Source organism: Tangfeifania sp., assembly GCF_055108615.1.
Map to the genome: position 1 here is coordinate 1 of NZ_JBSQIC010000054.1, position 24,784 is coordinate 24,784.

The following is a 24,784-nucleotide window of genomic DNA, read 5'->3' on the forward strand; positions in this document are numbered from 1 at the left end:
TCATCTGCCGGGAAATTTGTGTAAGATCCCGTTTCATATCCATATTTATTTCTCACAAAATCAGAAACTGTCTGAAGGTCGTCTTCTGTTGTGCGCGAAATGTAATTGTCCGGATCGGCAACACCATCGGTTGAAGCTCTCCAACGATTGGCAATTGTTGGTGTTTCAGCCATTTCGGCGTTTACGAAAAAGAACAATTTGTTTTCGATAATCGGACCACCTAAAGTGAAACCGTATGTTGTATTACGGTCTTTTTCACGTGCGCCTTGTATTTGCATACCATTAACAGCATCTCCGCGCATGTTTTCATTTCTGTGATAAACGTAAGCGCTACCTTTGAAGGTGTTTGTACCCGATTTTGTAATAGCGTTTACACCACCCCCAATAAAGTTGGTTTGGCGCACATCGTATGGAGCAATTACAACTTGCAATTCTTCAATAGCTTCAATAGAGATTGGATTACCACCACCAGGAAGCGCATCACTCAAACCGAAGTTATTGTTAAAATTAGCTCCATCCACCGTAAAGTTAGCTGTACGACCATCAGTACCGGCAAAGCTCATACCATCACCTCCATAAGGCGAAAGGCGGGTAATGTCCATAATGCTACGGTTTACTGTAGGCAAATTATCTATCTGGCTGTTTGTAATATTTGTCACTGCTCCGGTTTTCTCATTAGAGAATTTTGTGCGGGTTGCCGTAACAAGAACTTCATCTATTGATAATGATTCTTCAGAGAGTACAACATTCATTACATAGTTTTCACCTAAACTCAACGTAATGTTGTTTTGTGTGTAATCACCATATCCAATGAAAGTAACTTTTACAGTGTAGGGTCCGCCTACACGCATACCATTTAGGTTGAACCGGCCCTCCGTGTTGGTTACAGTACCATAAGTAGTTCCTGATGGGGTATGTGTCGCAATCACCGTTGCACCGATAACAGCCCCCTCGGCATCGGTAACCCGTCCGCTCATACTGGAGGTGGTTACCTGTGCTTGTATTATAGTAGCCGATGAAATAATGAGCGCTACTAATAAAACCCTGATTCTTTTAATCATAAATTTTAAATTTTAATTTAGAAGTTGTATAAAATGAATAGTATGTAAGTTTTTTAAGTTGCATTTTTCACATTCTATGCAATTTGCCCGGCAAAGAAAACCTTTTTATTTTTTTTAATGATTAAGTATTAATTAATTTTATGACAGCTTATTTTTTTATGGCCTGTTTTTTTATATTATTAAAATAAGTTTCTGAAGAACAATATTTTATAATTTCGATTTTTTGCCTGTCCCGTTCGGAAAACAGAAAAGGAAAGTTTGCATTAACTTATTTTTCTACCAAAATAAGCAATGAATAGTTATTAAACATTTTTGGCGACTTTTCAACAATTTTTCACCAGGATATAAACAGGTTATTCCTTTGGGGCAAAAGCATTTCGATTTTTTATGAAACGCGGCGGTTTATTACCTGTTTAAATATTGTTTATCGTAATATTTCTGGTAGTCGCCCGAGGTTACATTTTTCATCCACTCTTCGTTGTCGAGGTACCAGTCGATGGTTTTGCTGATGCCTTCTTCAAACTGTACCGAAGGTTCCCAGCCCAGTTCGTTTTTAATTTTGGTGGCATCGATGGCATAACGCAAATCGTGCCCGGCACGGTCTTTTACGTAAGTGATGAGTTTTTCCGATTCGCCTTCTTCTCTTCCCAGTTTTTTATCCATCACACGGCACATGGTGCGGATGAGGTCGATGTTTTTCCATTCGTTAAAACCGCCAATATTATAGGTGTCTCCTGTTTTTCCTTTGTGGTAAATCACATCGATGGCCCGGGCATGATCGACTACCCAAAGCCAGTCGCGCACGTTTTCGCCTTTCCCATAAACCGGCAGCGGCTTTTTATTTTGTATGTTATTGATAAACAGCGGAATTAGTTTTTCAGGAAACTGATACGGACCGTAATTGTTGGAACAGTTTGAAATAACAACCGGCAGCCCGAAAGTATCGTGGTAGGCCCGCACAAAGTGGTCGGAACTGGCTTTTGATGCCGAATACGGACTGTGCGGATCGTAGCGGGTTTCTTCGGTGAAAATGCCTTCTTCTCCCAGGGAACCGTAAACTTCATCGGTGGAAATGTGGTAGAATTTTTTACCCGAAAAATCATCCTTCCAAATGTGTTTTGCTGCATTCAGCAAATTTACCGTGCCAATAACGTTGGTGTAAACAAATTCCGTCGGATTCGAAATGGAACGGTCAACGTGCGACTCTGCTGCCAGGTGAATTCCCCCGTCGAACTGCCTTTCTTCGAAAAGTTGCAGAATAAAATCGCCGTCAACAATATCGCCTTTTACAAACTCGTAGTTGGGTTTGTTTTCAATGTCTTTTAAATTGGCCAGGTTGCCGGCGTAGGTTAATTTATCGAGGTTAACGATTTTATAATCAGGATATTTATTTACAAATAAACGAACAACATGTGAACCAATAAATCCGGCACCGCCGGTGATGAGAATGGTTTTCATAGTTTTCAAATTTTAAAATCAAAATTACATTTTTCCGGCTGAAATGAAAAGCAGTTTTAAACTCGTTGCTAAAACAATTTCAGAAAACTCCCCGGAATGGAAGTTTCGAAACGAACCAATTCGCCCGTTAGCGGATGCCTGAAAGCCAAAATCCAGGCGTGCAGACCAAGCCTTCCTATGGGATTTGAAACGGAACCGTATTTTTTATCGCCAATAACCGGGTGGTTCAGGTCCTGCAAATGAACACGAATTTGGTTTTTACGGCCGGTTTCAAGCGTCATTTTTAGCAATGAATACAAATCATTGCTTTTCAGGGTTGAGTAATGTGTGATGGCTTCCTGCCCTTTTTCGGGAATTTGAGAGGAATGCACTTTAAACACTTTGCTTTCAAAAAGATACGACCGGTAAGTTCCTTCCGGTCTTTCCATTTGTCCATCGATTACCGCCAAATAACTCCGTTCGGAAATGGTTTGTTTCCACGATTCCTGGAGCATTCCCTGCATTTCGCTGTTTTTAGCAAACATCATTAACCCGGAAGTTTCCCGGTCGAGCCGGTGCACGATAAAAATTTTGTTTTTTTCATCCTGCTCCTTCACATAGTTGCTGAGAATGCTGTAAACAGTGTCCCTTTTTTCATTTTCGGTAGCAATGGTCAATAGGCCGGCTTTTTTATTTACCACAATCAAATCTTTGTCTTCGTAAACGATTGTCATCCCAAACACCTGGTTGGCAGCGGGCTGTGGCGTATTTTTCCCCAGCGTTACAGTTTGTCCCGGCCTCAGTAAATGATTAAACTGGGAAACCGCTTTTCCATCAACAAAAACCTGCCTGTTTTTCAGAATTGATTTAACCTTGTTGCGGCTTTTATCCGGGAAGTTGGCCAAAAGAAATTTCATCAGTTCTTCCTGCTCTTTTACTTCTAAGCCGGGTGCCTGGGGCTTTTTTGAACCGGCGCGTGGGTTGCTGGATTTTTGTTTCATAAATGAAAATGCAATTTAATTGGCAGGAAGATGTTTAAAATCCGGCCACGACAAAGATAGTTCTATTTTATTGTGATTCATGCGAATCAAGAGTTGATATTAGCTGATTGTCAATAATTCAACCCACTCCGGGGTTGTGCCTTTACGTCCTATTGCCTTCCCCGAGCTTCGCACGGGGCTATTTTTGTTTATGTCCTTCGGACATTTCTTTATCCCGAAAGGGATTAAACAATAATAGCCACGGGTAAAACCCGTGGTAATGAAGTGGATATGAGAAGAACCCCGAAGTGGGTCCAACCCTTAATTCGAATGATTCAGAAACCGTTAATTGTAACGGACAATTGTTTTCTGAACACTGCGACATCCTCTTAAATCTTCCGCACTTTCTTTTCCCATTCCCACGCCGAAAGCAGCGTTTCTTCCAGGTCTTTCTCAGCTTTCCAGCCCAGCTCTTCGTTGGCAAAAGTGGTGTCGGCCCAAATTTTTTCGATATCGCCGGCACGGCGGCCCACAATTTTGTAGTTCAGTTTAACGCCGGTAGCTTTTTCAAATCCAGTTACCATCTCCAAAACCGAGATGCCCTTGCCGGTTCCCAGATTGAATACTTCATAATTCTGTTTATTTTTTTTATGAAGCAACCGTTCAATAGCCACCACGTGCGCTTTGGCCAAATCCACCACATTAATGTAGTCGCGGATAGCTGAGCCGTCGGGCGTGTCGTAATCGTCTCCAAAAACTTTCAGCTCCTCACGAATTCCGGCCGCAGTTTGGGTAATAAACGGCACCAGGTTTTGCGGTACGCCCAGCGGCAGTTCGCCAATCAGCGCCGACGGATGGGCACCAATGGGATTAAAATACCTCAAAGCAATTCCTTTCAGCTGTGGATGGGCTTTTATGGTATCGTTCAAAATATCCTCATTCACCCGTTTGGTATTTCCGTAAGGCGATTCGGCATCTTTTCGCGGTGTGTTTTCGGTTACGGGCAGTTTGTCGGGCTGGCCGTAAACCGTGCACGACGATGAAAATACAATATGTTGAATTTTAAATTTAAGCTGGCAATCCAGAAGATTCATCAGCGAAACAAGGTTGTTGCGGTAGTAATGCAGCGGTTTTTCCACTGATTCGCCCACTGCTTTTGAAGCGGCAAAATGAATGATGGCTTCAATGTCAGTGTTTCGTTTAAAAAAGTCTTCGGTTTTTTCCCGGTCCGATAAATCAAATTTTTCAAACGCTGGTTTTTTTCCGGTAATTTTTTCGATGTTGCCAAGCACTTCAATGCCTGAATTCGATAAATCATCTACTACTACAACTTCATATCCTGCTTCCTGCAATTCAACCACGGTGTGCGAACCTATGTATCCGGTTCCGCCTGTAACCAATATTTTATTGTTCATTTCTCAGTTTTTAGCGTAAAATTAAAAATTTAAGTAAAGCAGGGGGGTAATTTCTTTTATCTTCTGAAAATTTTAATGATTCGAAAACCTTACTTCCACGGATGTTTTTATAATTTTACCAGTAAAAATCCGAAAAAGTGAAGTTAGGAAAATACATACAAAATCTCCTTCAGGAAAATGAAACGGTTATTGTACCAGGATTTGGTGCGTTTGTTTCTGTTTATAAACCTGCCGAAATCGACGAGCAATCTGATGAGATAAAGCCGCCTACGAAGGCGATTACTTTTAACCCCAAAATCCGGAATAACGATGGTTTACTGGTAGATGCAATAGCGAATAAAGAAGGAATTTCGCATTTTGAAGCGCTGAAAAAAATTGAAGATGAACGTGATGAAATTATCTATCAGCTCGACAAAGGGGAAAAAGTAGCCCTTGAAAATGCGGGGGTTCTTTTTTTGGATGAGAGCAATGAAATTCAGTTTGAGCCCTCAGAAGGGAAAAAATTGTTTTCCGAAACTTTTGGGCTGGATGAAACTTCACTGAAAGATGAGCCTGGGCCTGTACCGGAAGAAAAACCAGAGGAAGAAGAGATAACTGAAACTACAAGTGTGGAGGAACCTCCTGAAGAACAAATTCCCGAAGCCGAAAGTATCGAGCAGGCCCCTGAAGAAGAATCTGAGCCCGAAACGGTTCCCGATTCATTGCCCGGCGAGCCGGAAGAGCCAGAAAAAAAGAAAAAAGGCTGGTTGTGGTTTTTGCTGATTTTGATTCCGATAGTTGCTGCAGGTATTTTTATTCTGCTTAAAGATGATGTGGTGAAAGAACAACCTCCGGTGGCCGAAGTTACTGAAAACGAACCCCCGGCAGAGGAAATTCCTGCTGAAGAGGAAGCATCTGAACCACTGCCGGTTACCGGGGTAGATTCAATTCAAACAGATTCGGTTGAAATAGTTCAGGCAGATAGCGTGCAAATTCAGGAAATAACTATTGATTCTGCTCATTACGTAAAACCCGATACGTCGATGTTTTATCTGGTGGGCGGCAGTTTTAAAGAGGCCAAAAATGCCAATAAATATTTCAGGAAGCTGGAAAATGAAGGTTACGAACCTTTCCATCTGGGAAAACAGGGCAGTTTTTATATTGTAGGAATCGACATATTCGATAATGAAATTGAAGCCTATGGCGCTCAATATAATTTTTTAGACAAATACCCTGATTCAGGGGTTTGGGTTTTTATTCCGGAATAATTAAAAACGAAAACCATGAACTAACTAATAAAGGAAATATTAATATCTAAACGAAAATAAAATGAATCCTTCACGAAGAAATTTTCTCAAAAAATCGGCCATTGCAGCATCGGCAATAAGCTCATTGTCTGTAGTTCCTGAAAATGTTTGGTCATCAGAGGTTGCTCCTTCCGACAAAGTGAATGTGGCACTTATTGGCTGCCGTAACATGGGTTTCGGAATTTTACGTCACCACCTCGACACCGGAATGGTAAACTGCCTGGCACTTTGCGATGTGGATAAAAACATCCTGAACGAACGGGCACAAACGGTTAAAAATGATTACGGGCAGAAACCTCAACTGTACAGTGATTACCGAAAATTGCTGGAAAGAATTGACATTGATGCGGTAATTATTGGCACGCCCGACCACTGGCACTGCCTGATTATGGTGGAAGCTGCTCAGGCGGGTAAGGATGTTTACGTTGAAAAACCCATGGCCAATACCATTGGCGAGTGCAATATTATGGTAAAAGCTGCCAAACGCTATAACCGGGTGGTTCAGGTGGGCCAGCAGCAGCGCGATAACAAAGTTTTTAAAGATGTGATGGGGTTGATTAAATCGGGCGAAATTGGTACGCTCCGCAAGGTGAATGTCTGGGCCAATTTCAATTATGGCCTGGGCTCTACTCCAAAACCCGACAGCGCCGTGCCCGAAGGAGTAGATTATGACTTTTGGCTGGGGCCGGCCCCCAAACGCCCGTTTAACGAAAACCGTTTTCACGGCAGCTGGCGCCACTTTTGGGATTATGGCGGGGGCCTGATGTCTGACTGGGGCGTGCACCTGCTCGATATGGGAATTTGGGCAAAAGACCTGACTGAAGGGCCTGAAAATGTAATTACCTATGCTGAAAACCTTTCGCGGAAAACCATGCACCGCGATTCGTTCGATACGATGAATGTGATTTATCCGAAAAAAGACTTCGTAATCAATTGGGACATGACTGCCGGCATTCAGCAAGGGCCGTTCGATTCATCGTACGGTTTGCAGTTTATAGGCGAAAAGGCAACCATCGTGGCCGACCGCTATAAATATCATCTGTCGCCGGAATGGGATGGCGAGAAAGAAGCTCCGAAAGCCGAAGAAGTTTTGTACACCAAAGGGCATGAATCGCACCGTCAGCATGTGGATAATTTCCTGGAATGTATTAAAACCCGTGAAAAGACTTCGTGCCCGCCGGAAGTGGGAAGGGCTGCCGCTTTGCACGCCCATATCCCAAACATTGCCGCCCGCGTGGGGCAAACCGTTTTGGAATGGGACGACGAACAAAACCGGTTTACCAACTGTGAAAAGGCCAACGAGCTGATTACTCCGGAATACCGCAAACCGTGGAAATTACCGGAGGTTTAAAAATTTTAGATATTGTTTTTTGAAAAGTAAAATTTGAAAAAATGAATACCAGGAGAAATTTTATAAAAACCAGCATTGCCGGAGCCGGCGCATTGGCATTAAACCCGTTCAATTTGCTGGCTTCAGAAGGAAGTGCAAAACTTAAAAAATTCGGATTTATTTCGGGGATTGCAGGTGATGCCATGGAAGCCGACTGGAAAGGAACACTGAAAAAGGCTGTTGATTTCGGTTTTTCGGAACTGGAAGGAGGGAGCAACTATGCATCTTCACCTCAGGAATTTGTCAGTTTTTGCAAAGAAATTGGCATAACCCCCATTGCCGGAAGTGTCAGTTTTCGTTCGTCCAACGATGAACTAAAAGAAAGTTTCGACAAGATTAAATCCTATGGACAGGAATACGTGTTAGACTACTGGCCCTGGTACGGCGATGTTCCATTTAGTTTGGAAGACTGTGAAAAGTCGGTTGAACGGCTGAATGAAGTGGGAAGTTTGGCAAAAAACCGCGGATTGAAATTTTTGTGGCACAACCACGACAATGAATTCCGGAATATGGAAAAAGGATTACCTTTCGACTACCTGATGGAAAATACCGATGCCGATTTTGTCAACTGCGAAATGGACATTTACTGGGTAAAAAAAGGTGGCGGCGACCCACTTGAAGTATTGAAAAAATATGCCGGAAGAGTTCCAATTCTCCATGTAAAAGACATGGCACCCGATGAGGATTTCATCTGCCCCGGCCGGGGAATTATCGACTTTGGACCCATTTTTAAAGAAGCCAATAAACAGGGTATGGAACATTACATTGTGGAACGCGACAATGAACCCGATGGGTTGGGCTGCTTGCAATCGAGTGCCGAGTTTTTGAAAAATTTACGGCTTTAACAAGAGTGGTAGTAGAAATTTTTCCGGCCAGAATTATTGTTTCCAATCCCGGCGGACTTCCCAAAGGCATGCCGGCAAAGGATTTTGGGAAATACAGCCTTGCCCGCAATGCTATTCTTGCCAACTTAATGCAGCGAGCCGGGGTGGTTCCCGGTGGGTTTTGTGCGTTCTGAATCCTTCGTATGGAAATATTGAGCAGGTGGGCTTTGAGCCACCAGCTCAACGGCGAAGTCTTCACCCTGTGAAATTCGTTAGGCGGTTTTTATTTCACAGGGTAAACCTGCTGGCTCGGGCCCAGCTGGTGAACAGCCACCTGCTTCAACCCAGAAAACCCGCTTAGCGCCTAATCAGGTTAAATACATTAGTTCCGAAACCTGTTTAGCGCACACGAATATTTTTTCTCGCGGAAAGGCCATACTGACCAGATTTTACGGCCTGCAAATTGTCCGATGAAAAAACTGCCCAGCAGAAACGGTGCCAGCGACCAGGTTAATTCCAGTCCATGAAAATCACGAATGAGAATAACGAGCGGCACCGGCGCATGAATAGCCAGAAACCAGCAGGGCGAAAATTTTTGCAGTCCGCCGCGTAGGTAACCAAACGGTAGGTTGATGATGATGGTGGCGAGGCAGGTGTAGAAAATCCGCCACTCTAAGCTGAGCAGGTTGGTGAAAAACAGTGGTATGTGCGTTGAAAATATCATTTGGGGCCGGTTTCAACATTTATCCAGTCAATTTCTTTTTTGAGCAGGCTGAGTGTTTCTTCTTCAAATCCTCCGGGTTCGGGTTGGTAATTGTATGCCCAGGAAGCATTTGTCGGCAGGCTCACCATGATCGACTCTGTGTTTCCACCCGATTCCAGCCCGAATTTGGTGCCGCGGTCATGAATCAAATTAAATTCAACGTACCGGCCACGGCGGAGTTGCTGCCACTGTTTTTCGCGAACGGTGTATTTCTCCCGACCGTTTTTATTCATGAAATCGGTATAAATTTCCGGGTATTTTCTGGCCAGCGCCACACAAAATCCGAAAAGCTTTTCCAGCTCTCCAGGAGTGCCGGGCCGCTGCCGGTCGAAGAAAATGCCGCCCACTCCGCGTGTTTCTTCGCGATGCGTCAAATAGAAATAGTTGTCGGCCCACTTTTTAAATTCCGGGTAAAACCGACTGTCAAAAGTGTCGCAGGTTTTTTTCAGCGACTGGTGAAAACTGGCGGCTTCACGTGGAACAATGATGTGAGGCGTGAGGTCGATGCCGCCGCCAAACCACAACACACCGCTGTCGAGCGCAAAATAGCGCACATTCATGTGGATAATCGGCATCCAGGGATTTTCAGGATGCAGGATGGAAGAAATTCCGGTGGCGGCATATTTGGTCCCTTTTTCGCCCAGAATTTTTTCCATCCGTTCAGAGAAATCACCCTTCACAAAAGAGAAATTAACCGCTCCTTTTTCAATCACCGCTCCTTTTTCCAATACTGAAGTGACACCATTTCCGAGGCTTTTTTGCCACCGGCTATGACGGAATTTTCCTTTTCCGTCGGCTTCTTCCAACTGGGGGCAAATTTCCTGCTGAAGTTTGCTGAACGTGTCTGCTATTCGCTGAATATTTTCCATTTTTTGTAAATGATTCCTGGATAAACAGGAACAAATGAATCAGGAAATGTTTCTTTTCCAGTTGGTGTTTTTTACCCAATCCGCCAAAAACTTTGCATTTTCGTAAGGCAGTCCCGGTAAAAAACCGTGGCCGAGGTTGAAAATCCAGTTGGTGTTTCTACTGCCAAATTCAATGTACTTTTCCAGCACTTTCTCCATTTCATCCTGCGGGGCGTACAACAATCTCGGGTCGATATTTCCCTGCAACCCAATATCGTCGTGCACCAGTTCACGTGCAGTGGGCAGCGAAGTTTGCCAGTCGATGCTCAGAAAGTCGCAATATTCCGGTGTAATATTTTTGATGCCGGTTCCCAGTCCTTTCGGGAAGAAAATAAACGGTACATTTTTCGTCCTGACGGCAGCCGCAATTTTTTTCACCGGCTCCATAAACAGTTCGTTGTACAGATCGAACGGAAGCAACCCGGCGTGTGTATCGAATAGCTGGAAAACCTCCACGCCGTGATTAATTTGTTCTTCGGCATATACAATGGAAAGATCAGTCAATTCGTGTGCCAGCGCTTTCACCACTTTTTTATGCTGATAAATAAATTTGGTGGCATCCGGAAAATCGCCTTTCCGTCCAAGTCCCTGCAACATAAAAAGCAGCACAGTGAGCGGTGCGCCGCAAAAACCGATGAGCGGCGTGTTGGCCGGCCGTGTTTTGATGATTTCGTCCACCACATCGTAAATGTAATTGAGCTTCGAAGGATCGGGATTCAGTCCTTCCAGCGGATTATCGCGAAATGCCAGCGGTTTTTCAAACACAGGGCCTTTGTCGGTAAAATCGAGGCCCATTCCCATCGCGTAAGGAACCACGAGGATGTCGCTGAACAAAATGGCTGCATCCACTCCCAAATCGTAAACCGGCATCAGTGTAACTTCTGCAGCCACTTTGGGTTGCTGCATCATTTGCCAGAATGTGTAATTCTCTTTTAGTTTCAGGTAATTGGGCAACACGCGGCCCGCCTGCCGCATAAACCATACCGGCGGCCGGCTGGTGGCTTTTCCTCTGAGTGTTTCTAATAAAATGGGTTCCTGCATTATTTTGTTTTGTTTTTAGTTCATTTTTCAATCAAACAGGAGTTGGACTTTTCAAGTCCAACATTTTTTTGACCAATTCTTCGACTTTCCAAGTCGAAGTCCCTTAGCCCTGCTTCAACGCCTTTAACGCCTCATAACTTACCTCGATAGTTTTTTCCAAATCGGCTTTGGAATGCGCCGCTGAAACAAAACAGGCCTCGTATTGAGACGGAGCAAAATAAACACCTTTATCCAGTGATGTTTTGAAATAGCGGGCAAACAAACCGGTGTCGCAATTATTTGCATCGGCAAATGACTGAACACCTTCGGCATCAGTAAAAAACAGTGTTAGCATAGAACCAACCCGGTTAATCACACCGTTGAAATTTAGTTCTTTCAGGTTGTTTTTCAATCCTTCTTCCAAATAGGCCGAAGATTTTTCGAGGTCTTCGTAAAAGTTTTGGGTTTCATCGAGCAAACGCAGTGTGGTTAACCCGGCGGCCATGGCCAGCGGATTTCCTGAAAGCGTTCCTGCCTGGTAAACCGGACCGGCAGGAGCCAGCATGTCCATAATTTCCTGTTTCCCGCCGTAAGCACCCACGGGCAATCCGCCGCCGATTATTTTTCCGAACGTGGTTAAATCGGGTGTGATGCCGAGAATCTCCTGCGCACCGCTTTTTGCCAGGCGAAAACCGGTCATCACTTCGTCAAAAATCAACACCGACTTGTTGTTGTCGCACAGTTTCCGCAACCCTTCGATGAATTCTTTCCGAGGTTCGATTACACCCATGTTTCCGGTAACCGGCTCCACAATTACTGCGGCAATTTCATTTTTATACTGATCGAATAACTTTTCAACAGAAGAAAGATCATTGAATTTGGCAGTGAGCGTGTCGCGTGCCGTTCCTTTTGTTACGCCGGGCGTGTTGGGCACTCCGAGTGTCAGTGCCCCCGAGCCGGCTTCAATCAGGAAACTGTCGTTGTGTCCGTGGTAACAACCTTCGAATTTAATCACCAGGTCGCGCTGTGTATAGCCGCGGGCCAGCCGCAGTGCACTCATCGTGGCTTCGGTTCCTGAATTTACCATTCGCACGGTGTCGATGCAGGGAACCATCTTTTTGATTTGCTTCGCCATTTCGGTTTCCACTAAAGTAGGTGCGCCAAAACTGGCTCCCGATTCGGCAGTTTTCTGAATGGCTTCCACCACTTTAGGATGTGCGTGACCCAGTATCATCGGGCCCCACGAACCCACGTAGTCGATAAATTCATTTCCGTCGATGTCTTTCACCTTCGAGCCTTTGGCACTGGCAAAAAACAGCGGGTCGCCGCCCACGCTTTTAAATGAACGGGCCGGAGAATTTACCCCTCCGGGAATATGTTTTTGTGCTTCTGCAAATGCTTTAATACTTTTTTCGTAACTCATAATTATGTTGATTATTGACTTTTCCTCTTCTCCCTCTCATTCAAAAGAGAGGGAAGATTTCGGGTATCCGAAATCAGGGTGAGTTTTTCATTCTGTTTTAAATAAATGTTTTTGTTATTAGTCATCGGATGACTGCTTTCAAAAAAAACAAGTCATCCGATGACTTAGTGTTTATCTTTTCAAACTGTTGAACCCACTTCGGGGTTCAGTTTCCTTGCTTTATTTCACCGTAGGTTGCACCTACGGCTATTTTTGTTTAATCCTTTCAGGATTTTATTCCTATTTAGATCCCGCAGAAGGCGGGAAAAGTCCCCTTTTGGGGGATTTAGGGGGCCTACAATTCCTCAATAATATCCTGTGTATGATACGAGATGATGATGTCTGCTCCTGCCCGTTTCAGGCCGGTGAGCAGTTCGAGTACAATCCGTTTTTCATCGATCCAACCCTTTTCGGCGGCGGCTTTCACCATCGAAAATTCGCCGCTCACGTTGTATGCAGCCACCGGAATGTTGAAATTGGCTTTTACCCGCTGAATGACATCCATGTAGTTGAGCGCCGGTTTTACCATTACGATGTCGGCTCCTTCCTGAATATCCAGTTCCACTTCGCGCAAGGCTTCATCGCCGTTTGCCGGGTCCATCTGGTAAGTTTTGCGGTCGCCAAATTGAGGAGCACTTTCGGCTGCCTCGCGGAACGGACCGTAAAAAGCGGATGCATATTTTGCGGAATAGGCCATAATCGGGGTGTTTTTGAACCCGTTTTCATCGAGCGCAGTGCGAATGGCTCCCACGCGGCCGTCCATCATATCACTTGGCGCCACCATGTCCACTCCCGCTTCGGCCAGCGAAACCGACTGCCGGGCCAGCGTGTCGAGTGTCAGGTCGTTGTCCACATCGCCATCTACAATGGTTCCGCAGTGCCCGTGCGTGGTGTATTCGCAATTGCAAACGTCGGCAATCAGGTACATTTCGGGCACTTCCTTTTTCAGTGCGCGGACAGCCTGCTGAACGATTCCGTTGTGCTGGCAGGCCACATCTCCGGTTTCATCTTTCGATTCGGGAATCCCGAAAAGCAAAACCGATTGCACTCCTTTGTTGTACAATTCACGGCATTTTTTCACGAGTAAATCCACTGAGAGCTGCGAATTTCCCGGCATGGATGAAATTTTGTTTTCAACTCCTTCTCCCGGGCATACAAACAGCGGCATAATTAGGTCGTTTCGGTTTAGTATCGTCTCGCGCACCATGTTGCGGATGGCAGCGTTTTTGCGTAATCTGCGAAGTCGTGTAACAGGAAATTGCATAGTTGTATATTTTTTGATTTCTAATTGTAATAATTAATTATCGCATCTGCCAAACCTTTTGCCGTTGCTTTTTCAGCAACCACAAACGGTTCAATGTTATTCTTTTTTGCCGTGCGGGCGGTAATTTCTCCGATACAGGCCACACGCAGTTTTTCCGGTTGTTGGGTACCGCTAATTTTCAGGAAGTTTTTAATTCCTGATGGACTTGTAAAAATAAGCATTTCATAACGGTCTTCCTTAATTCGATTTATGATATTTTGATCAACTGTATCCGGAATGACCGTGGTGTAAAAATCAATCCGGGTGCAGTAGGCAATGTCTGTCAGCGCATCCTGAATAACCGTGCGCGCCAGTTTTCCGAGCGCCAGCAAAATATTCGGGTGTTGTTTTTCTTTTTGAAGGTGTTTTAAAAATGCTTCCGAAAAATCTTCGGCAGTGTTTCCGGGATTTACAAAATCGGGAGAGTAACTGTATTCTTCCAGCTTTTTTTGGGTTTTGTTGCCGATGACTGCAATTTTAAGATGCCCGGGGAGTTTTTGTTTATCTGAAATTTTATTGAACGATTCAAAAAAGTAGTGCACTCCGTTGGCGCTGGTCAGAATCAGCCAATCGAACTGTCCGATGTTTTTCACCAGCTTTTTTTCTGCTGCTGAAACAGAAAGCGGCTCAATTTTAATCAGCGGCATTTCCAGCAATTCCGCACCGGCCTCTTCAAACAGGCGCTTCATTTCGTCGGAGCGGCCTGCCGGACGGGTTGATATGAACAGCTTATTTTTCAGCGGAAGATCCATGGTTACTTTCTGATGTTTGCCAGAATTTCGGCGGCTCCTTTTTCTCGGAGTTTTTGCGCCAGCTTTTTACCTGTTTCATGCGCAGTTTCAACTGTTCCGGTTTCTTCATCAATCAGGAACTGCGTTCCGTCAACTGAGGCCACAAATCCGGTAATGGTAAATTTTTCTTTTTCAAAACGGGTAAAGCAACCCACCGGCACCTGGCATCCGCCTTCGATGGTATGCAAAAATGCGCGTTCGCCTTCAATGGCATTCCAGGTTTTGTTGTGGTTAATTTCTTTCAGGTATTCGTCTATCCGGGTATCATTTTCGCGCGATTCGATGGCAATTACTCCCTGGCTGGTGGCCGGAATCAACACATCGGGTTCCAGAATTTCAGTGATGTAATTGTCGAGCTCCAAACGCTGCAAACCCGCTGCTGCCATAATCATGGCATCGCAGAGGCCTTCTTCCATTTTCCTGAGGCGGGTGTTCACATTTCCGCGGACATCCACAATTTTAAAATCTTTGTTGATTTTGAGCAAGGCTGCTTTTCTCCGCAGACTCGATGTGGCGATTGTATCCTCGGGAGTGAGTTCACTGAGTTTGCGTCCGTCTTTACTTACCAGTGCATCACGAAATTCGCCTCTTTCCAGCACGGCTCCCAGTTTTAAACCATCGGGTAAAATGGTTGGCAAATCTTTTAAACTGTGCACGGCAATGTCCACAGTTCCGTCGAGCAGGGCATTTTCAATTTCTTTGGTAAACAATCCTTTGTCGCCAATTTTTGAAAGCGCCACATCAAGAATTTTATCGCCCCTGGTTTTTATAATTTCAATTTCAACTGAGAGGTTGGGGCAATTTTCAGCCAGTTCTTTTTTTGTCATTTCGGCCTGATACAAGGCCAGCTGGCTGCCACGTGTACCAATACAGATGGTATTTTTGCTCATGTTATTTAATCGGTTTACTCTTCGCTAATACTAAAAAGTTCGTTTACAATGTCGAGCGCTTCGGTGTTTTTCCCGTTGGCTGTCAGTTCTTTCAGGTTTTTAATGAACATGCGGGTGTATTTTTGGGTGAGGTGTTTCGAAAAATCGCGGATGGCCAGTTGCATATCTTCCGAATTCACTTTATTGTAGCCCGAAAGTTCTTCTTTGGTTACTTTCTGCATGTTGTAAGTAATGGCTTTTATGGCAGGGCGCAGCGAACGGCTGGCCATCCATTCATCAAAATCGGCCACCATATCATCGATAATTTTGGTTGCTGAATCGATGCATCCTTTGCGTTTTTTCATGGTGGTATTCACAATTTTGTCCAGGTCATCGATGGTGTATAAATTAACATTTTCCAATTTTTCAATGTCTGTTTCAATGTTGCGCGGCACCGAAATATCGATGTAAACCTGTTTCCGGCCTTCTCTTTTTTCGGCTGCCTCGCGGGCCATTTCGGTGGTTACAAGCGGAATTTTGGAACCCGTGGCTACAATCACAATATCATACAAGTATAAATGGGAAGGCATGTGCTCAAATGGCAGCGGTGTACATTTGTGTTTTTTTGCCAGTTTTTCGGCTTTTGTCTGTGTCCGGTTGGTCAAAGCAATCCGGTAAACGCCGTTTTTATGCAGGTTTTGTAAAACGAGGCTTCCGGTTTCGCCTGCACCTATCAGCAACACGCGCTTGTCCGACAACTTCTCGAAAAGTGTGATGCATTTTTGCACGGCAGCGCTGCTAATTGATGCGTTTCCCATTTTGATTTCTGTTTCGCTGCGTACTCTTTTACTGGTTTCGAATGATTTTTGAAACAGCCGCATCAAAACTGCATCGGTCAGGGCTTCTTCGGTGCAAAAAACATAGGCATCTTTTATTTGCCCGATGATTTGATCTTCGCCGATTATCATGGAATCGACACCCGAGGCCACTTCAAACAGATGCTTCACAGCATCCGATTTTGAATAGCTGTAAAACATGTGCCAGTATTTTTCCTGAATGCCTTTAAACTGCTTCAGCGTTTTATAAACCAGTTTTGCTGCCAGGTGAAAGTCGTACTTGTTTTGCGAAAAATAAATTTCGGTGCGGTTGCAGGTGGACAGTACAACTATATCTGAAATGTCCGTTTCTTTCTGCAACATTTCATAAAAAGGAACAATTTCATCCTGTGCAACCGCGAATTTTTCCCTTATTTCCAGGGGGGATGTTTTATGGCTGATGCCAATCAAGCCTATCATACACTTTTTTTTTCGAATTGGTTAACTGAGAATTATTAACTTAAACATTAACTCTTCGCATCCACAACACCTGTAATTTCTGTTTTGTTGAATAAAAAGATGAGAAAACGAAAAGTCCTCCGGATTAATTTTTCCCGGATGAAAGGAATATTAACTTAAAACCGGTGGTGGCCTGTTTGATGTGCCGGGAATGAAATGAAAACGATAATAAAGATTATCTGTCAACGCCTTTCGGCTGATTTTTCTTTTGAAAATAAAATCTTCGAGTTTTTCTTGCGCGGCAAATGAATCAGTAGTTTGGTAATAAAAGCAACATGTATTTTTAGCATCGAAATGGTCAGCAACCTGAACTTCGTAAAGGGAAGAAGTTGCATTTTCTTCAATAACTTCTCCTTTTGATGCTTTTCCTATTCCAAAAAGTAAAAAGTAGGCATAGAATGCCACCAGCACAATGTAGGGAATATGTGTGGAAAATATGCCTAATGTAAACATTTTGTCTTCTTTCTATTTGAGATAATCAGTTGGCTAAATTATAAAATATTAATCCCTCACAGCGACTTATCAGGAAATAATTTTTCAAATTGATAAATATCAACTACGTAGCTTTCAGGGTTGAGTCGAAACATCTAAAAATTGTATTTACAGGGTGTAAAAAATCTGTTCTTATGCAGGCACATAATGTAATTTGTCGTACACCTTATTTTGCATTAAAATAAAACGAAGTAAATATTTATCATTAACTTTGAATTTACTATGCCAGTTGTATTAAGAATAAAAGGATACCGGTTTTATTTTTTCAGTAATGAAAGCACTGAACCAAAACATATCCATATAAACAGGGCAGATGCAAATGGAAAAATTTGGCTGGAACCATCGGTTGAACCTGAATATTTTTATGGTTTTGCGCCAAAAGAACAGAAAGAGGTAAAGGAGATTGTAACAGACAATTTGGAATTTCTAAAAAAAGTATGGGATGAATACTTCGAAAAACAATAAAGCAGACCTTAAATCAAAAGACCCCCTGGATAAATTAATCTTCGAACGAGGATTAAGGATTAAAAATGTTATCATCGATAAAGAATTGGATCTAATTGGTATAATTCTGAATACAGGGAAAATACTGGAAACGAAAATTTCTATTTATCCACGTTTAAAAAATTCCACCGAAAAAGAACTTCAAAAATGGGAACTAATTGGGGAGGGTGTTGGCATTTCCTGGGAAGATTTAAATGAAGATCTTTCTGTGAAAGGTTTTATTCAAACCGTTGCAATCAGCGATATGCTCGAGCATTTAGAAGCTTCTGTCAATACGACAAAAGCTTCTGCTTAACTTCTTTCCTTATTTCTATCTTTGCATCATTCCAAACTTAAACTGTTTAAAATGAGAAGGAATAGAGTTTATATTTTAATTTTTTCCCTGATAATAAGTTCATGTATGACAAAAGAAAAGGTTGATTTAATTGTTTCCAACGCCAAAATATATACAGTTGACAGCACTTTTTCGGAAACTGAGAGTATGGCTGTGGCCAATGGAAAAATTGTGGCCACCGGAACCAGCGAAGAAATCAGCTCGAAATATTTGGCTGAAAATAGTGTGGATGCCGAAGGGAAATTTATTTACCCCGGATTTAACGATGCCCACGCGCATTTTAACGGCTATGGCCAAAACTTGATGCAATATGCTGAATTACGGGGAACATCGGGACCTGAAGAGATTTATGCTATTTTGGAAGAACACCACAAAAAATTTGGCGGCGACTGGGTGCTGGGTCGCGGCTGGGATCAAAACGACTGGGAAAGGACTGAATTCCCGGACAAAGCCAGGCTGGACGAAATGTTTCCCGAAACACCGGTGTACCTGGTTCGCGTGGATGGGCACGCCGGCTGGTGCAACTCAAAAGCACTGGGAATGGCCGGAATTACAGCTGAAACGAAAACTGCCGGTGGCCAGGTGGTGGTGAAAAACGGGGATCCAACAGGAATTTTAATCGATAAAACCATGGAACTGGTTTCGCAACTGATTCCTGAAATAACAAAAGAACAGCAACACCTCGGGTTACTGGAAGCCCAGAAAAACTGTTTTGCCGTGGGCCTCACTTCTGTTACTGATGCCGGTCTCGATAAAAATACAATCGGGCTGATGAAGCAGATGCAAAACAGCAATGAGCTGAAAATGCGTGTCAACGCTGTGCTGAACGCCACCGAAGAGAACTTTGACTATTTTGTTAAAAAAGGGCCGGTTCAAACCAGTCGCCTTACAATAAATACCATAAAAGTTTATGCCGACGGTGCTTTGGGATCACGCGGTGCGCTGCTGATTGACGATTATTCCGACGACCCCGGCAACAAAGGAATTCAAATTGAAAACCAGGCGTATTATGACAGCATTTGCCAGCTGGCGTACGGCAACAACTTTGCCATGTCCACGCACTGCATTGGCGACGGTGCCAACCGGCTGATTTTGGATACCTACGGGAAATTCCTGAAAGGTAAAAACGACCGGCGCTGGCGCATTGAACATGCGCAGATCATTCATCCGGATGATATGGAGAAATTTGCCCGGTATTCCGTTGTTCCGTCGGTGCAGGCTACCCACGCCACTTCCGACATGTACTGGGCCGATGAGCGGCTGGGAATTGAACGACTGAAAAACGGTTCCTATGCTTACCAAACATTGCTGCAGCAAAACGGTTGGCTACCCAACGGCACCGATTTCCCGGTGGAACACATCGAGCCGCTGTTTACATTTTATGCCTCCGTTTTTCGCACCGACCACGACGGCTGGCCCGAAGGTGGTTTCCTGGCAGATGAAGCACTTTCGCGTGAGCAGGCGCTGCGTTCTATCACACTTTGGCCAGCAAAAGCCTCGTTCGAAGAAAAGGAAAAAGGCAGCCTCGAACCCGGCAAATGGGCGGATTTTGTCATTCTCGATACCGATTTGATGACCGCCACCCCGCAGGAAATTTTGGATGCGAAAATTGAAAGCACCTGGATTGCAGGAGAGAAGGTGTTTGAACGCTGAACGGGAAAATTGAGATGGTGTCCGCCAGCCGGCGGATCACATGGCACCTGACAAAACAAACATTTGCCTGTAGATCATTGAGGTAGGATGTTCATCGGAGCTAGTCCCCCTTTGGTCGGGATTTTACATTTGGAAAATGGATGTTTCATACCAAAAGGGGGATTTCAGGGGGATTCAGAATTTATGAAAATAAGAAATATATTAATCCGGTGTTAGATTCCTGGTTATATTGCGATTAGCGATTATGGAAGTGCTCAATATACCAACTACTTTTTTTTATCCTGCTTGTTTTTTCTTGTTTCCTGCAACAAAGATGACGACGAGGTTGTGCTGAATGAATTTCCGGGGGAAATCAATTTCGATGTTTAAGAATGGGTGTTAAAAGGCGAAAACACTACCTGTGTTGACTTCGACAACGATGGAAACGCCTGGATTGCTTCGGGGAGCAACCTGATTTTTCACGATGGTTTGAACACGCAATCCTATTCAGCCGGTACGGTCATTCAGGATGTTTCCGTTGCGCCCGACGGAAGAGTGTGGCTGGGAACAAAGGAGAAAGGCCTGGCGCGTTTTTACAAAGGGGAATTTACTTTTTATACGTCTGAAAATGCCGGATTGCCACGTGATTATGTGAATGAAGTTGAGGTTGCCCCAAACGGAAAAATCTGGTTTTCCTCAGCGGCCCACAATTTGGGCGGACTGATGTATTACGACAACGGTACATTCAGCCTTTATACCCCGGAGAATTCCATGCTGAATCAAAATGTCATTCAGAACCTGAAAGTGGACCGGGAAAGCCGGGCGTATTTTGTATCGATGGGAACCGTTGGAAATGCAGCTGTTTTCAGCATTGACAATCAAAACAACTGGAAACAACTCGGGGGAGATGCGAGTTTTTACTGGATTTCTGCTCTGGATTTAACTTCGAAGGATGAACCAGTGCTTACTACCGACCATTCACTTTCATCATGTGCAGGGTGTTATGAAAATGAAGTGTTCATCTATAAAAATGGGAAGTGGCAAAAAATTGAAGGCAACTTTGATGTTGGATTTTTTAACAGGATGTTTGTCGATAAGAGGGATTTTATCTGGGCCCGGGGAAGCAAAGAAGGCGATTATTCAAGCTATTTTGTTTACGACGGCCAGAATTGGCACCGCTCCGCAGAAGGGCAAATTCCGGAAGTCTTTATAAAAGCAGTAAATGTGGACCATCAAAATAACATCTGGTTTTGCACGGATGAGGGGATTTTTATTTTACGGCAGTGAATGTGAAACCCAATCAAATCTGGCTGGTAAAAACAAACTCCGGTGGTTATGGTAAAATTCTAATTCTCAAAACCAAAACCGGCTATCTCGACAACAAACCGTTTGCAGAAGTTAATTTTATGGCCGATATCCTTTAGCCTGAATTTTATTTTATATTTTTGAAAACATAGAAAAATTTCAGGTATAAAATAGAAGAATTATGAAGATAAAATTACCGGTTTTGCTGGCTGTGGCATTTTTTCTGATGCCCGCCCTGCAAAACGAATCATTGTTGAATGCCCAGGTTCGCACGACTGTAAAAGGAGTTGTTTATCACGATAAAAATGAAAATGCCGTTTTCGATTCGGATGCGGACGAGCCGCTCGAAGGTGTTGCCGTATCCAACGGCCGCGAAGTGGTGGTAACCAACCGGAAAGGCGAATATGAACTTCCGCTGCGAAACGATGCAGCCACTTTTGTAATCAAGCCCCGCAACTGGGCTGTTCCGGTGGATGGCGAAAATGTTCCGCAGTTTTATAAAATGTTTAGCGCTACCGGCGTTTCGGGAACCAAGTACGAGGGACTTGAAGCCACCGGTCTTTTGCCCGAATCGGTTGATTTTCCGCTCTATCCTGCTGAAGAGCCGGATAAGCTGAAAGTGTTGGTTTTTGGCGACACCCAGCCCCGCGACGATAAGGAAATTTACTACATGTCGGAGGAAGTAATTCCCGAACTGGTTGGCGTGGATGCCGATTTTGGCGTTACCCTCGGAGATGTGGTTTTCGATGATTTAAGCATTTACGATCACCTTATCGGAAGCCTTTCAAACATCGGGATTCCGATGTGGTATGTTGCCGGGAATCACGACAACGATTATACAGGAAACAACAGCACCGAAGCCCGGGGTACCTGGTTCAACACGTTCGGACCTTCTTATTACTCTTTTACCCATGGTCCGGCACATTTTGTGGTGCTCGATAATATCCGATGGATTGTTGAAGAAGACGACCGCTACTACCGCACCGGCCTTGGCGAAGCACAGATGGAATTTCTGAAAAATGAACTGGAACGGCTGGATGACAACCAACTGCTTGTATTAATGGCGCATATTCCTTACGAAGGTTCAACTCCGTGGTTCGATGAGGCCGAAAAACAGGCATTTTATGAGTTGATTGCCACCCATCCCAACACGGTTTCGCTGGCGGCGCATACACACCGGCATTATCATCATTTTATAGATAAAGAACAGGGTTTTCCGGGAGAACAGCCACACCACATGATTAGCGTGGGAACGGTTTGTGGTGCCTGGTGGACCGGAGCTCCCGATGAATACGGAATCCCGCATACCATGATGTCGGACGGAACGCCAAACGGGTATGCATTTTTAAACATCGATGGAAACAGCTGGAACCTGAAATGGAAAACTGCCGGAGTGCCTAAAAATGTGCAAATGCATATTGCTGCACCCGATGTAGTTTCTGCTGAAGACGGCGCTTTTAAAGTAATTGCCAATATTTATAACGCCCTGCCCGATGCCGATGTGAAAATGAAAGTCGGTGAAAACGGGCAATGGACGGAGATGAAACGTGTTCCCCAAAAAGACCCGGTCAGGCTGGCCGAAAAAGAACGGGAAAACCAGCTGGGCGATGTGCCGTGGCGTAAAATGGGCGGCGATGCTGACTCTGAACACATCTGGGAAGCGGATTTAACTTCAAACCTTGAGCCGGGCGTGCATTTTATTCAGATAAAAGCAACCGATGACTGGTTTACATACGAAGGCAAAAAACTGGTGCGAATTAAATAGCCCGGTTAATTTTACTTCGGCAGATTTTTTTTATTTAAAAACAGCACCGTCCTTTAGGGCGGTGAAAAGAGTAGATGACCTTTTGAAAAATATTGTAAAATAATAAATTACAATATTTTTCAAAAATTCACGTGTTGTGAAATGTGTTGTAAAATAGTTTTAAAACACCGCCATGAAGCCTGTCTGCCGCCAGAAGCAGGGACGGTGCTAACTGTTTATTTTCAAATTTATCGAAGTAGAATTAAAAATAGCGCCTCACTTTTTGCTTGTATTTCAGGTAGTTTTCGCCAAAATGTTTTGCCATAAATTTTTCTTCTTTCAGAATAAAAAAATGGATGCTGACAATAGCGAGCATGGCAAATCCGATGAAAAACCAATTTGGAAAAACGAGTGCTGTTCCCAGGAAATAAATAATGATGGAGAGAAAAAACGGGTTGCGCGAAAATGAAAAAATGCCGGTAGTAATCAGCTTTCCGCGGTTGTTTTCATTCAGCCCAAAACGCAGCGAGGTTTTAAAATGATGTAGCGTTAAGGCCATAAAAATCAGCGAAATAAAAATCAGCAATGCACCGCAAATATTCAGAAAAAGATAATCGGTAAGCAGCACTGTTAACTGATCGCTTAAAAAGGAAAACTGAAATTGAAAAACCGGTCTTGCCAGCTCAATAATCCAAAACAACAGAAGCAGAAAAAAGACCGGGTAAAGGATGAACATAAACCGGGGAGGATTTTCGTTGCCGGAACTTACTTTTACTCCTCTTTTTTGCAGCAGGAATATTTTTCCCGAAATTAAAGCAATGAGAAACATGAATCCGAGAAATGGAATAATTTTGAGCCAGTTCATACAGGAATTTTGAGTTAAAGTAAATGAAAAACCGGGAATTTCAAAAGAATGCGATTTCAGAAACCCGGGGCATTAAAATTTTGTTTGATTTGTGGTAAAATTTGAGCTGCAATTTGTAAATCGCAGGTTGAAAAAATGAACTATGCTTTGTATTCAGCTTGAAAACAGCAATCCTTATTTTTGCCTGGCTGCAGAAGAGTACCTGCTGAAAAATTTTAGCGAGGATATTTTCATGCTCTGGCAAAGCCACGACACGGTGGTTGTGGGCAAGCACCAAAACGCCCTGGCAGAAGTCAACTACCCGTTTGTACGGGAAAATAATATTACTGTTGCCCGGCGCATTTCAGGTGGTGGAACCGTTTTCCACGATGCCGGGAATGTAAATTTCGCTTACATCAAAAATGTAAACGACACCGCCGAAATCAATTTCAAAAAATTTACCCGCCCGGTGGTTGAGGCGCTGGCAAAGCTCGGTGTAACCGCTTTAAATTCAGGGAGGAACGATTTGCTGGTGAACGATAAAAAAATTTCGGGGAATGCCGAGCACGTTTTCAAAAAACGGGTGCTGCACCACGGAACGCTGCTTTTTGACTCCGATTTAGGTACTTTAGGGCATTCCATAAAAGTGGTCCCCGGAAAATATACCGGAAAAGCAGTGCAGTCGAACCGCAGCATTGTTACCAACATTCAGCCTTTTCTGAAAAATAAAATTAAGATTGAAGAATTCCGAAGGTTTCTACTTGGTGTTCAACTCGAAAATGAAGAAAATTCAGTGTATGAATTGACCGAAGATGACAACCGGGCGATTCAAAAACTTGCCGATGAAAAGTTTAAAACCTGGGAATGGAATTTCGGATATTCACCAAAATATGCGTTTCAGAATGAAACTAAATGGGGAGATCGGACATTAAAAATAGCATTGAATACGGAAAAAGGAAGGATTACCGAAGCCATTGTTTCGGGCGATTTTTTTTCTCCACAAAAAGCTGATTTTCTGAATCAAAAACTTCCCGGCAAACGGCACTGTTTTGAAGACATAAAAGAGCTGCTGAATAATGTTCAGCA

The 24,784-nt window shown here is 43.8% G+C and carries 25 protein-coding genes; 11 read left to right on the top strand and 14 right to left on the bottom strand.

From position 1 onward, the window contains the following. The 4 genes from ACTCNA_RS11880 to galE all read right to left on the bottom strand — a co-directional run. Nucleotides 1-1,061: carboxypeptidase-like regulatory domain-containing protein (locus ACTCNA_RS11880; protein ID WP_462948136.1), on the bottom strand; the 1,061-nt coding region annotated here is incomplete at its 3' end. A 405-nt stretch (nucleotides 1,062-1,466) separates the two neighbouring features. Next, the gene (gene rfbB, locus ACTCNA_RS11885; RefSeq protein WP_462948137.1) at nucleotides 1,467-2,519 is read right to left on the bottom strand and encodes a dTDP-glucose 4,6-dehydratase; all 1,053 of its coding nucleotides are present in this window, start codon (nucleotides 2,517-2,519) and stop codon (nucleotides 1,467-1,469) included. Nucleotides 2,520-2,587: 68 nt separating this feature from the next. Continuing rightward, a complete protein-coding gene (locus ACTCNA_RS11890) occupies nucleotides 2,588-3,499 on the bottom strand; it encodes an RluA family pseudouridine synthase (RefSeq protein ID WP_462948138.1) in 912 nt (303 codons plus the stop codon). Between the two features lie 368 nt (nucleotides 3,500-3,867). Next, the gene (gene galE / locus ACTCNA_RS11895) at nucleotides 3,868-4,893 is read right to left on the bottom strand and encodes a UDP-glucose 4-epimerase GalE (RefSeq protein WP_462948139.1); all 1,026 of its coding nucleotides are present in this window, start codon (nucleotides 4,891-4,893) and stop codon (nucleotides 3,868-3,870) included. A gap of 137 nt (nucleotides 4,894-5,030) precedes the next feature. Between galE and ACTCNA_RS11900 the strand changes: the two genes are divergently transcribed. The 4 genes from ACTCNA_RS11900 (at nucleotide 5,031) to ACTCNA_RS11915 (ending at nucleotide 8,587) form a co-directional block, all read left to right on the top strand. Continuing rightward, nucleotides 5,031-6,140 carry an HU domain-containing protein gene (locus ACTCNA_RS11900; RefSeq protein ID WP_462948140.1) on the top strand — a complete coding sequence of 370 codons (1,110 nt, stop codon included), beginning with the start codon at nucleotides 5,031-5,033 and terminating at the stop codon, nucleotides 6,138-6,140. Between the two features lie 61 nt (nucleotides 6,141-6,201). Next, nucleotides 6,202-7,530, top strand: coding sequence for a Gfo/Idh/MocA family protein (locus tag ACTCNA_RS11905; protein ID WP_462948141.1), 1,329 nt, complete (start codon nucleotides 6,202-6,204; stop codon nucleotides 7,528-7,530). A 41-nt stretch (nucleotides 7,531-7,571) separates the two neighbouring features. Further along, a complete protein-coding gene (locus tag ACTCNA_RS11910; protein ID WP_462948142.1) occupies nucleotides 7,572-8,414 on the top strand; it encodes a sugar phosphate isomerase/epimerase family protein in 843 nt (280 codons plus the stop codon). Nucleotides 8,415-8,419: 5 nt separating this feature from the next. Then, nucleotides 8,420-8,587: an ATP-binding protein gene (locus tag ACTCNA_RS11915; protein WP_462948143.1), complete on the top strand. Its 168-nt coding sequence runs from the start codon at nucleotides 8,420-8,422 to the stop codon at nucleotides 8,585-8,587. A gap of 188 nt (nucleotides 8,588-8,775) precedes the next feature. Here ACTCNA_RS11915 and ACTCNA_RS11920 read toward each other — a convergent pair whose 3' ends face one another. The 9 genes from ACTCNA_RS11920 to ACTCNA_RS11960 form a co-directional block, all read right to left on the bottom strand. Beyond that, nucleotides 8,776-9,117, bottom strand: coding sequence for a hypothetical protein (locus ACTCNA_RS11920; protein WP_462948144.1), 342 nt, complete (start codon nucleotides 9,115-9,117; stop codon nucleotides 8,776-8,778). Beyond that, nucleotides 9,114-10,025, bottom strand: coding sequence for an oxygen-dependent coproporphyrinogen oxidase (gene hemF, locus ACTCNA_RS11925; RefSeq protein WP_462948145.1), 912 nt, complete (start codon nucleotides 10,023-10,025; stop codon nucleotides 9,114-9,116). Before hemF ends, ACTCNA_RS11920 begins: the two co-directional genes overlap by 4 nt. A gap of 39 nt (nucleotides 10,026-10,064) precedes the next feature. After that, nucleotides 10,065-11,105 carry a uroporphyrinogen decarboxylase gene (gene hemE, locus ACTCNA_RS11930; protein ID WP_462948146.1) on the bottom strand — a complete coding sequence of 347 codons (1,041 nt, stop codon included), beginning with the start codon at nucleotides 11,103-11,105 and terminating at the stop codon, nucleotides 10,065-10,067. 103 nt (nucleotides 11,106-11,208) lie between these two features. Then, nucleotides 11,209-12,507 (bottom strand): glutamate-1-semialdehyde 2,1-aminomutase, encoded by a 1,299-nt coding sequence (gene hemL, locus ACTCNA_RS11935; protein ID WP_462948147.1) that lies wholly within the window; start codon nucleotides 12,505-12,507, stop codon nucleotides 11,209-11,211. Between the two features lie 334 nt (nucleotides 12,508-12,841). Beyond that, complete coding sequence (gene hemB / locus ACTCNA_RS11940) at nucleotides 12,842-13,810, bottom strand: porphobilinogen synthase (RefSeq protein ID WP_462948148.1); 969 nt, start codon at nucleotides 13,808-13,810, stop codon at nucleotides 12,842-12,844. 20 nt (nucleotides 13,811-13,830) lie between these two features. After that, nucleotides 13,831-14,601, bottom strand: a complete 771-nt coding sequence (locus ACTCNA_RS11945) for a uroporphyrinogen-III synthase (protein ID WP_462948149.1) — start codon at nucleotides 14,599-14,601, stop codon at nucleotides 13,831-13,833. Nucleotides 14,602-14,603: 2 nt separating this feature from the next. After that, on the bottom strand, nucleotides 14,604-15,530 hold the full coding sequence (hemC, locus tag ACTCNA_RS11950) for a hydroxymethylbilane synthase (RefSeq protein WP_462948150.1): 927 nt from the start codon (nucleotides 15,528-15,530) through the stop codon (nucleotides 14,604-14,606). Between the two features lie 14 nt (nucleotides 15,531-15,544). After that, on the bottom strand, nucleotides 15,545-16,804 hold the full coding sequence (gene hemA / locus ACTCNA_RS11955; protein ID WP_462948151.1) for a glutamyl-tRNA reductase: 1,260 nt from the start codon (nucleotides 16,802-16,804) through the stop codon (nucleotides 15,545-15,547). Between the two features lie 150 nt (nucleotides 16,805-16,954). Next, nucleotides 16,955-17,296: a hypothetical protein gene (locus ACTCNA_RS11960; RefSeq protein ID WP_462948152.1), complete on the bottom strand. Its 342-nt coding sequence runs from the start codon at nucleotides 17,294-17,296 to the stop codon at nucleotides 16,955-16,957. A 261-nt stretch (nucleotides 17,297-17,557) separates the two neighbouring features. Here ACTCNA_RS11960 and ACTCNA_RS11965 point away from each other — a divergent pair, with 261 nt between their 5' ends. From ACTCNA_RS11965 to ACTCNA_RS11990, 6 genes are all read left to right on the top strand, one after another. Further along, nucleotides 17,558-17,800, top strand: coding sequence for a DUF4160 domain-containing protein (locus ACTCNA_RS11965; protein ID WP_462948153.1), 243 nt, complete (start codon nucleotides 17,558-17,560; stop codon nucleotides 17,798-17,800). Beyond that, nucleotides 17,778-18,134, top strand: a complete 357-nt coding sequence (locus tag ACTCNA_RS11970; protein ID WP_462948154.1) for a DUF2442 domain-containing protein — start codon at nucleotides 17,778-17,780, stop codon at nucleotides 18,132-18,134. Before ACTCNA_RS11965 ends, ACTCNA_RS11970 begins: the two co-directional genes overlap by 23 nt. Nucleotides 18,135-18,239: 105 nt before the next feature. Then, nucleotides 18,240-19,826, top strand: coding sequence for an amidohydrolase (locus ACTCNA_RS11975; RefSeq protein WP_462948155.1), 1,587 nt, complete (start codon nucleotides 18,240-18,242; stop codon nucleotides 19,824-19,826). Between the two features lie 375 nt (nucleotides 19,827-20,201). Beyond that, nucleotides 20,202-21,092 (top strand): hypothetical protein, encoded by an 891-nt coding sequence (locus tag ACTCNA_RS11980; RefSeq protein ID WP_462948156.1) that lies wholly within the window; start codon nucleotides 20,202-20,204, stop codon nucleotides 21,090-21,092. A 2-nt stretch (nucleotides 21,093-21,094) separates the two neighbouring features. Further along, nucleotides 21,095-21,229 (top strand): hypothetical protein, encoded by a 135-nt coding sequence (locus tag ACTCNA_RS11985; RefSeq protein WP_462948157.1) that lies wholly within the window; start codon nucleotides 21,095-21,097, stop codon nucleotides 21,227-21,229. A 62-nt stretch (nucleotides 21,230-21,291) separates the two neighbouring features. Beyond that, nucleotides 21,292-22,875, top strand: coding sequence for a calcineurin-like phosphoesterase C-terminal domain-containing protein (locus ACTCNA_RS11990; RefSeq protein ID WP_462948158.1), 1,584 nt, complete (start codon nucleotides 21,292-21,294; stop codon nucleotides 22,873-22,875). A 241-nt stretch (nucleotides 22,876-23,116) separates the two neighbouring features. Here ACTCNA_RS11990 and ACTCNA_RS11995 read toward each other — a convergent pair whose 3' ends face one another. After that, complete coding sequence (locus ACTCNA_RS11995; protein WP_462948159.1) at nucleotides 23,117-23,719, bottom strand: methyltransferase family protein; 603 nt, start codon at nucleotides 23,717-23,719, stop codon at nucleotides 23,117-23,119. A 142-nt stretch (nucleotides 23,720-23,861) separates the two neighbouring features. On the opposite strand from ACTCNA_RS11995, the gene ACTCNA_RS12000 reads away from it, so the two are divergent. Next, on the top strand, nucleotides 23,862-24,784 hold a 923-nt coding region (locus ACTCNA_RS12000), incomplete at its 3' end, for a lipoate--protein ligase (protein WP_462948160.1).

Excerpts from the sequence above, each read along its gene's own strand:
- ACTCNA_RS11920 (WP_462948144.1), bottom strand. The coding sequence starts at position 9,117 with ATGATATTTTCAACGCACATACCACTGTTTTTCACCAACCTGCTCAGC.
- ACTCNA_RS11945 (WP_462948149.1), bottom strand. The coding sequence starts at position 14,601 with ATGGATCTTCCGCTGAAAAATAAGCTGTTCATATCAACCCGTCCGGCA.
- ACTCNA_RS11975 (WP_462948155.1), top strand. The coding sequence starts at position 18,240 with ATGACAAAAGAAAAGGTTGATTTAATTGTTTCCAACGCCAAAATATAT.
- hemC (WP_462948150.1), bottom strand. The coding sequence starts at position 15,530 with ATGAGCAAAAATACCATCTGTATTGGTACACGTGGCAGCCAGCTGGCC.
- hemB (WP_462948148.1), bottom strand. The coding sequence starts at position 13,810 with ATGCAATTTCCTGTTACACGACTTCGCAGATTACGCAAAAACGCTGCC.
- ACTCNA_RS11905 (WP_462948141.1), top strand. The coding sequence starts at position 6,202 with ATGAATCCTTCACGAAGAAATTTTCTCAAAAAATCGGCCATTGCAGCA.
- hemF (WP_462948145.1), bottom strand. The coding sequence starts at position 10,025 with ATGGAAAATATTCAGCGAATAGCAGACACGTTCAGCAAACTTCAGCAG.
- ACTCNA_RS11970 (WP_462948154.1), top strand. The coding sequence starts at position 17,778 with ATGAATACTTCGAAAAACAATAAAGCAGACCTTAAATCAAAAGACCCC.
- ACTCNA_RS11965 (WP_462948153.1), top strand. The coding sequence starts at position 17,558 with ATGCCAGTTGTATTAAGAATAAAAGGATACCGGTTTTATTTTTTCAGT.
- ACTCNA_RS11910 (WP_462948142.1), top strand. The coding sequence starts at position 7,572 with ATGAATACCAGGAGAAATTTTATAAAAACCAGCATTGCCGGAGCCGGC.
- rfbB (WP_462948137.1), bottom strand. The coding sequence starts at position 2,519 with ATGAAAACCATTCTCATCACCGGCGGTGCCGGATTTATTGGTTCACAT.
- hemA (WP_462948151.1), bottom strand. The coding sequence starts at position 16,804 with ATGATAGGCTTGATTGGCATCAGCCATAAAACATCCCCCCTGGAAATA.
- ACTCNA_RS11995 (WP_462948159.1), bottom strand. The coding sequence starts at position 23,719 with ATGAACTGGCTCAAAATTATTCCATTTCTCGGATTCATGTTTCTCATT.
- ACTCNA_RS11890 (WP_462948138.1), bottom strand. The coding sequence starts at position 3,499 with ATGAAACAAAAATCCAGCAACCCACGCGCCGGTTCAAAAAAGCCCCAG.
- galE (WP_462948139.1), bottom strand. The coding sequence starts at position 4,893 with ATGAACAATAAAATATTGGTTACAGGCGGAACCGGATACATAGGTTCG.
- ACTCNA_RS11990 (WP_462948158.1), top strand. The coding sequence starts at position 21,292 with ATGAAGATAAAATTACCGGTTTTGCTGGCTGTGGCATTTTTTCTGATG.
- hemL (WP_462948147.1), bottom strand. The coding sequence starts at position 12,507 with ATGAGTTACGAAAAAAGTATTAAAGCATTTGCAGAAGCACAAAAACAT.
- ACTCNA_RS11960 (WP_462948152.1), bottom strand. The coding sequence starts at position 17,296 with ATGTTTACATTAGGCATATTTTCCACACATATTCCCTACATTGTGCTG.
- hemE (WP_462948146.1), bottom strand. The coding sequence starts at position 11,105 with ATGCAGGAACCCATTTTATTAGAAACACTCAGAGGAAAAGCCACCAGC.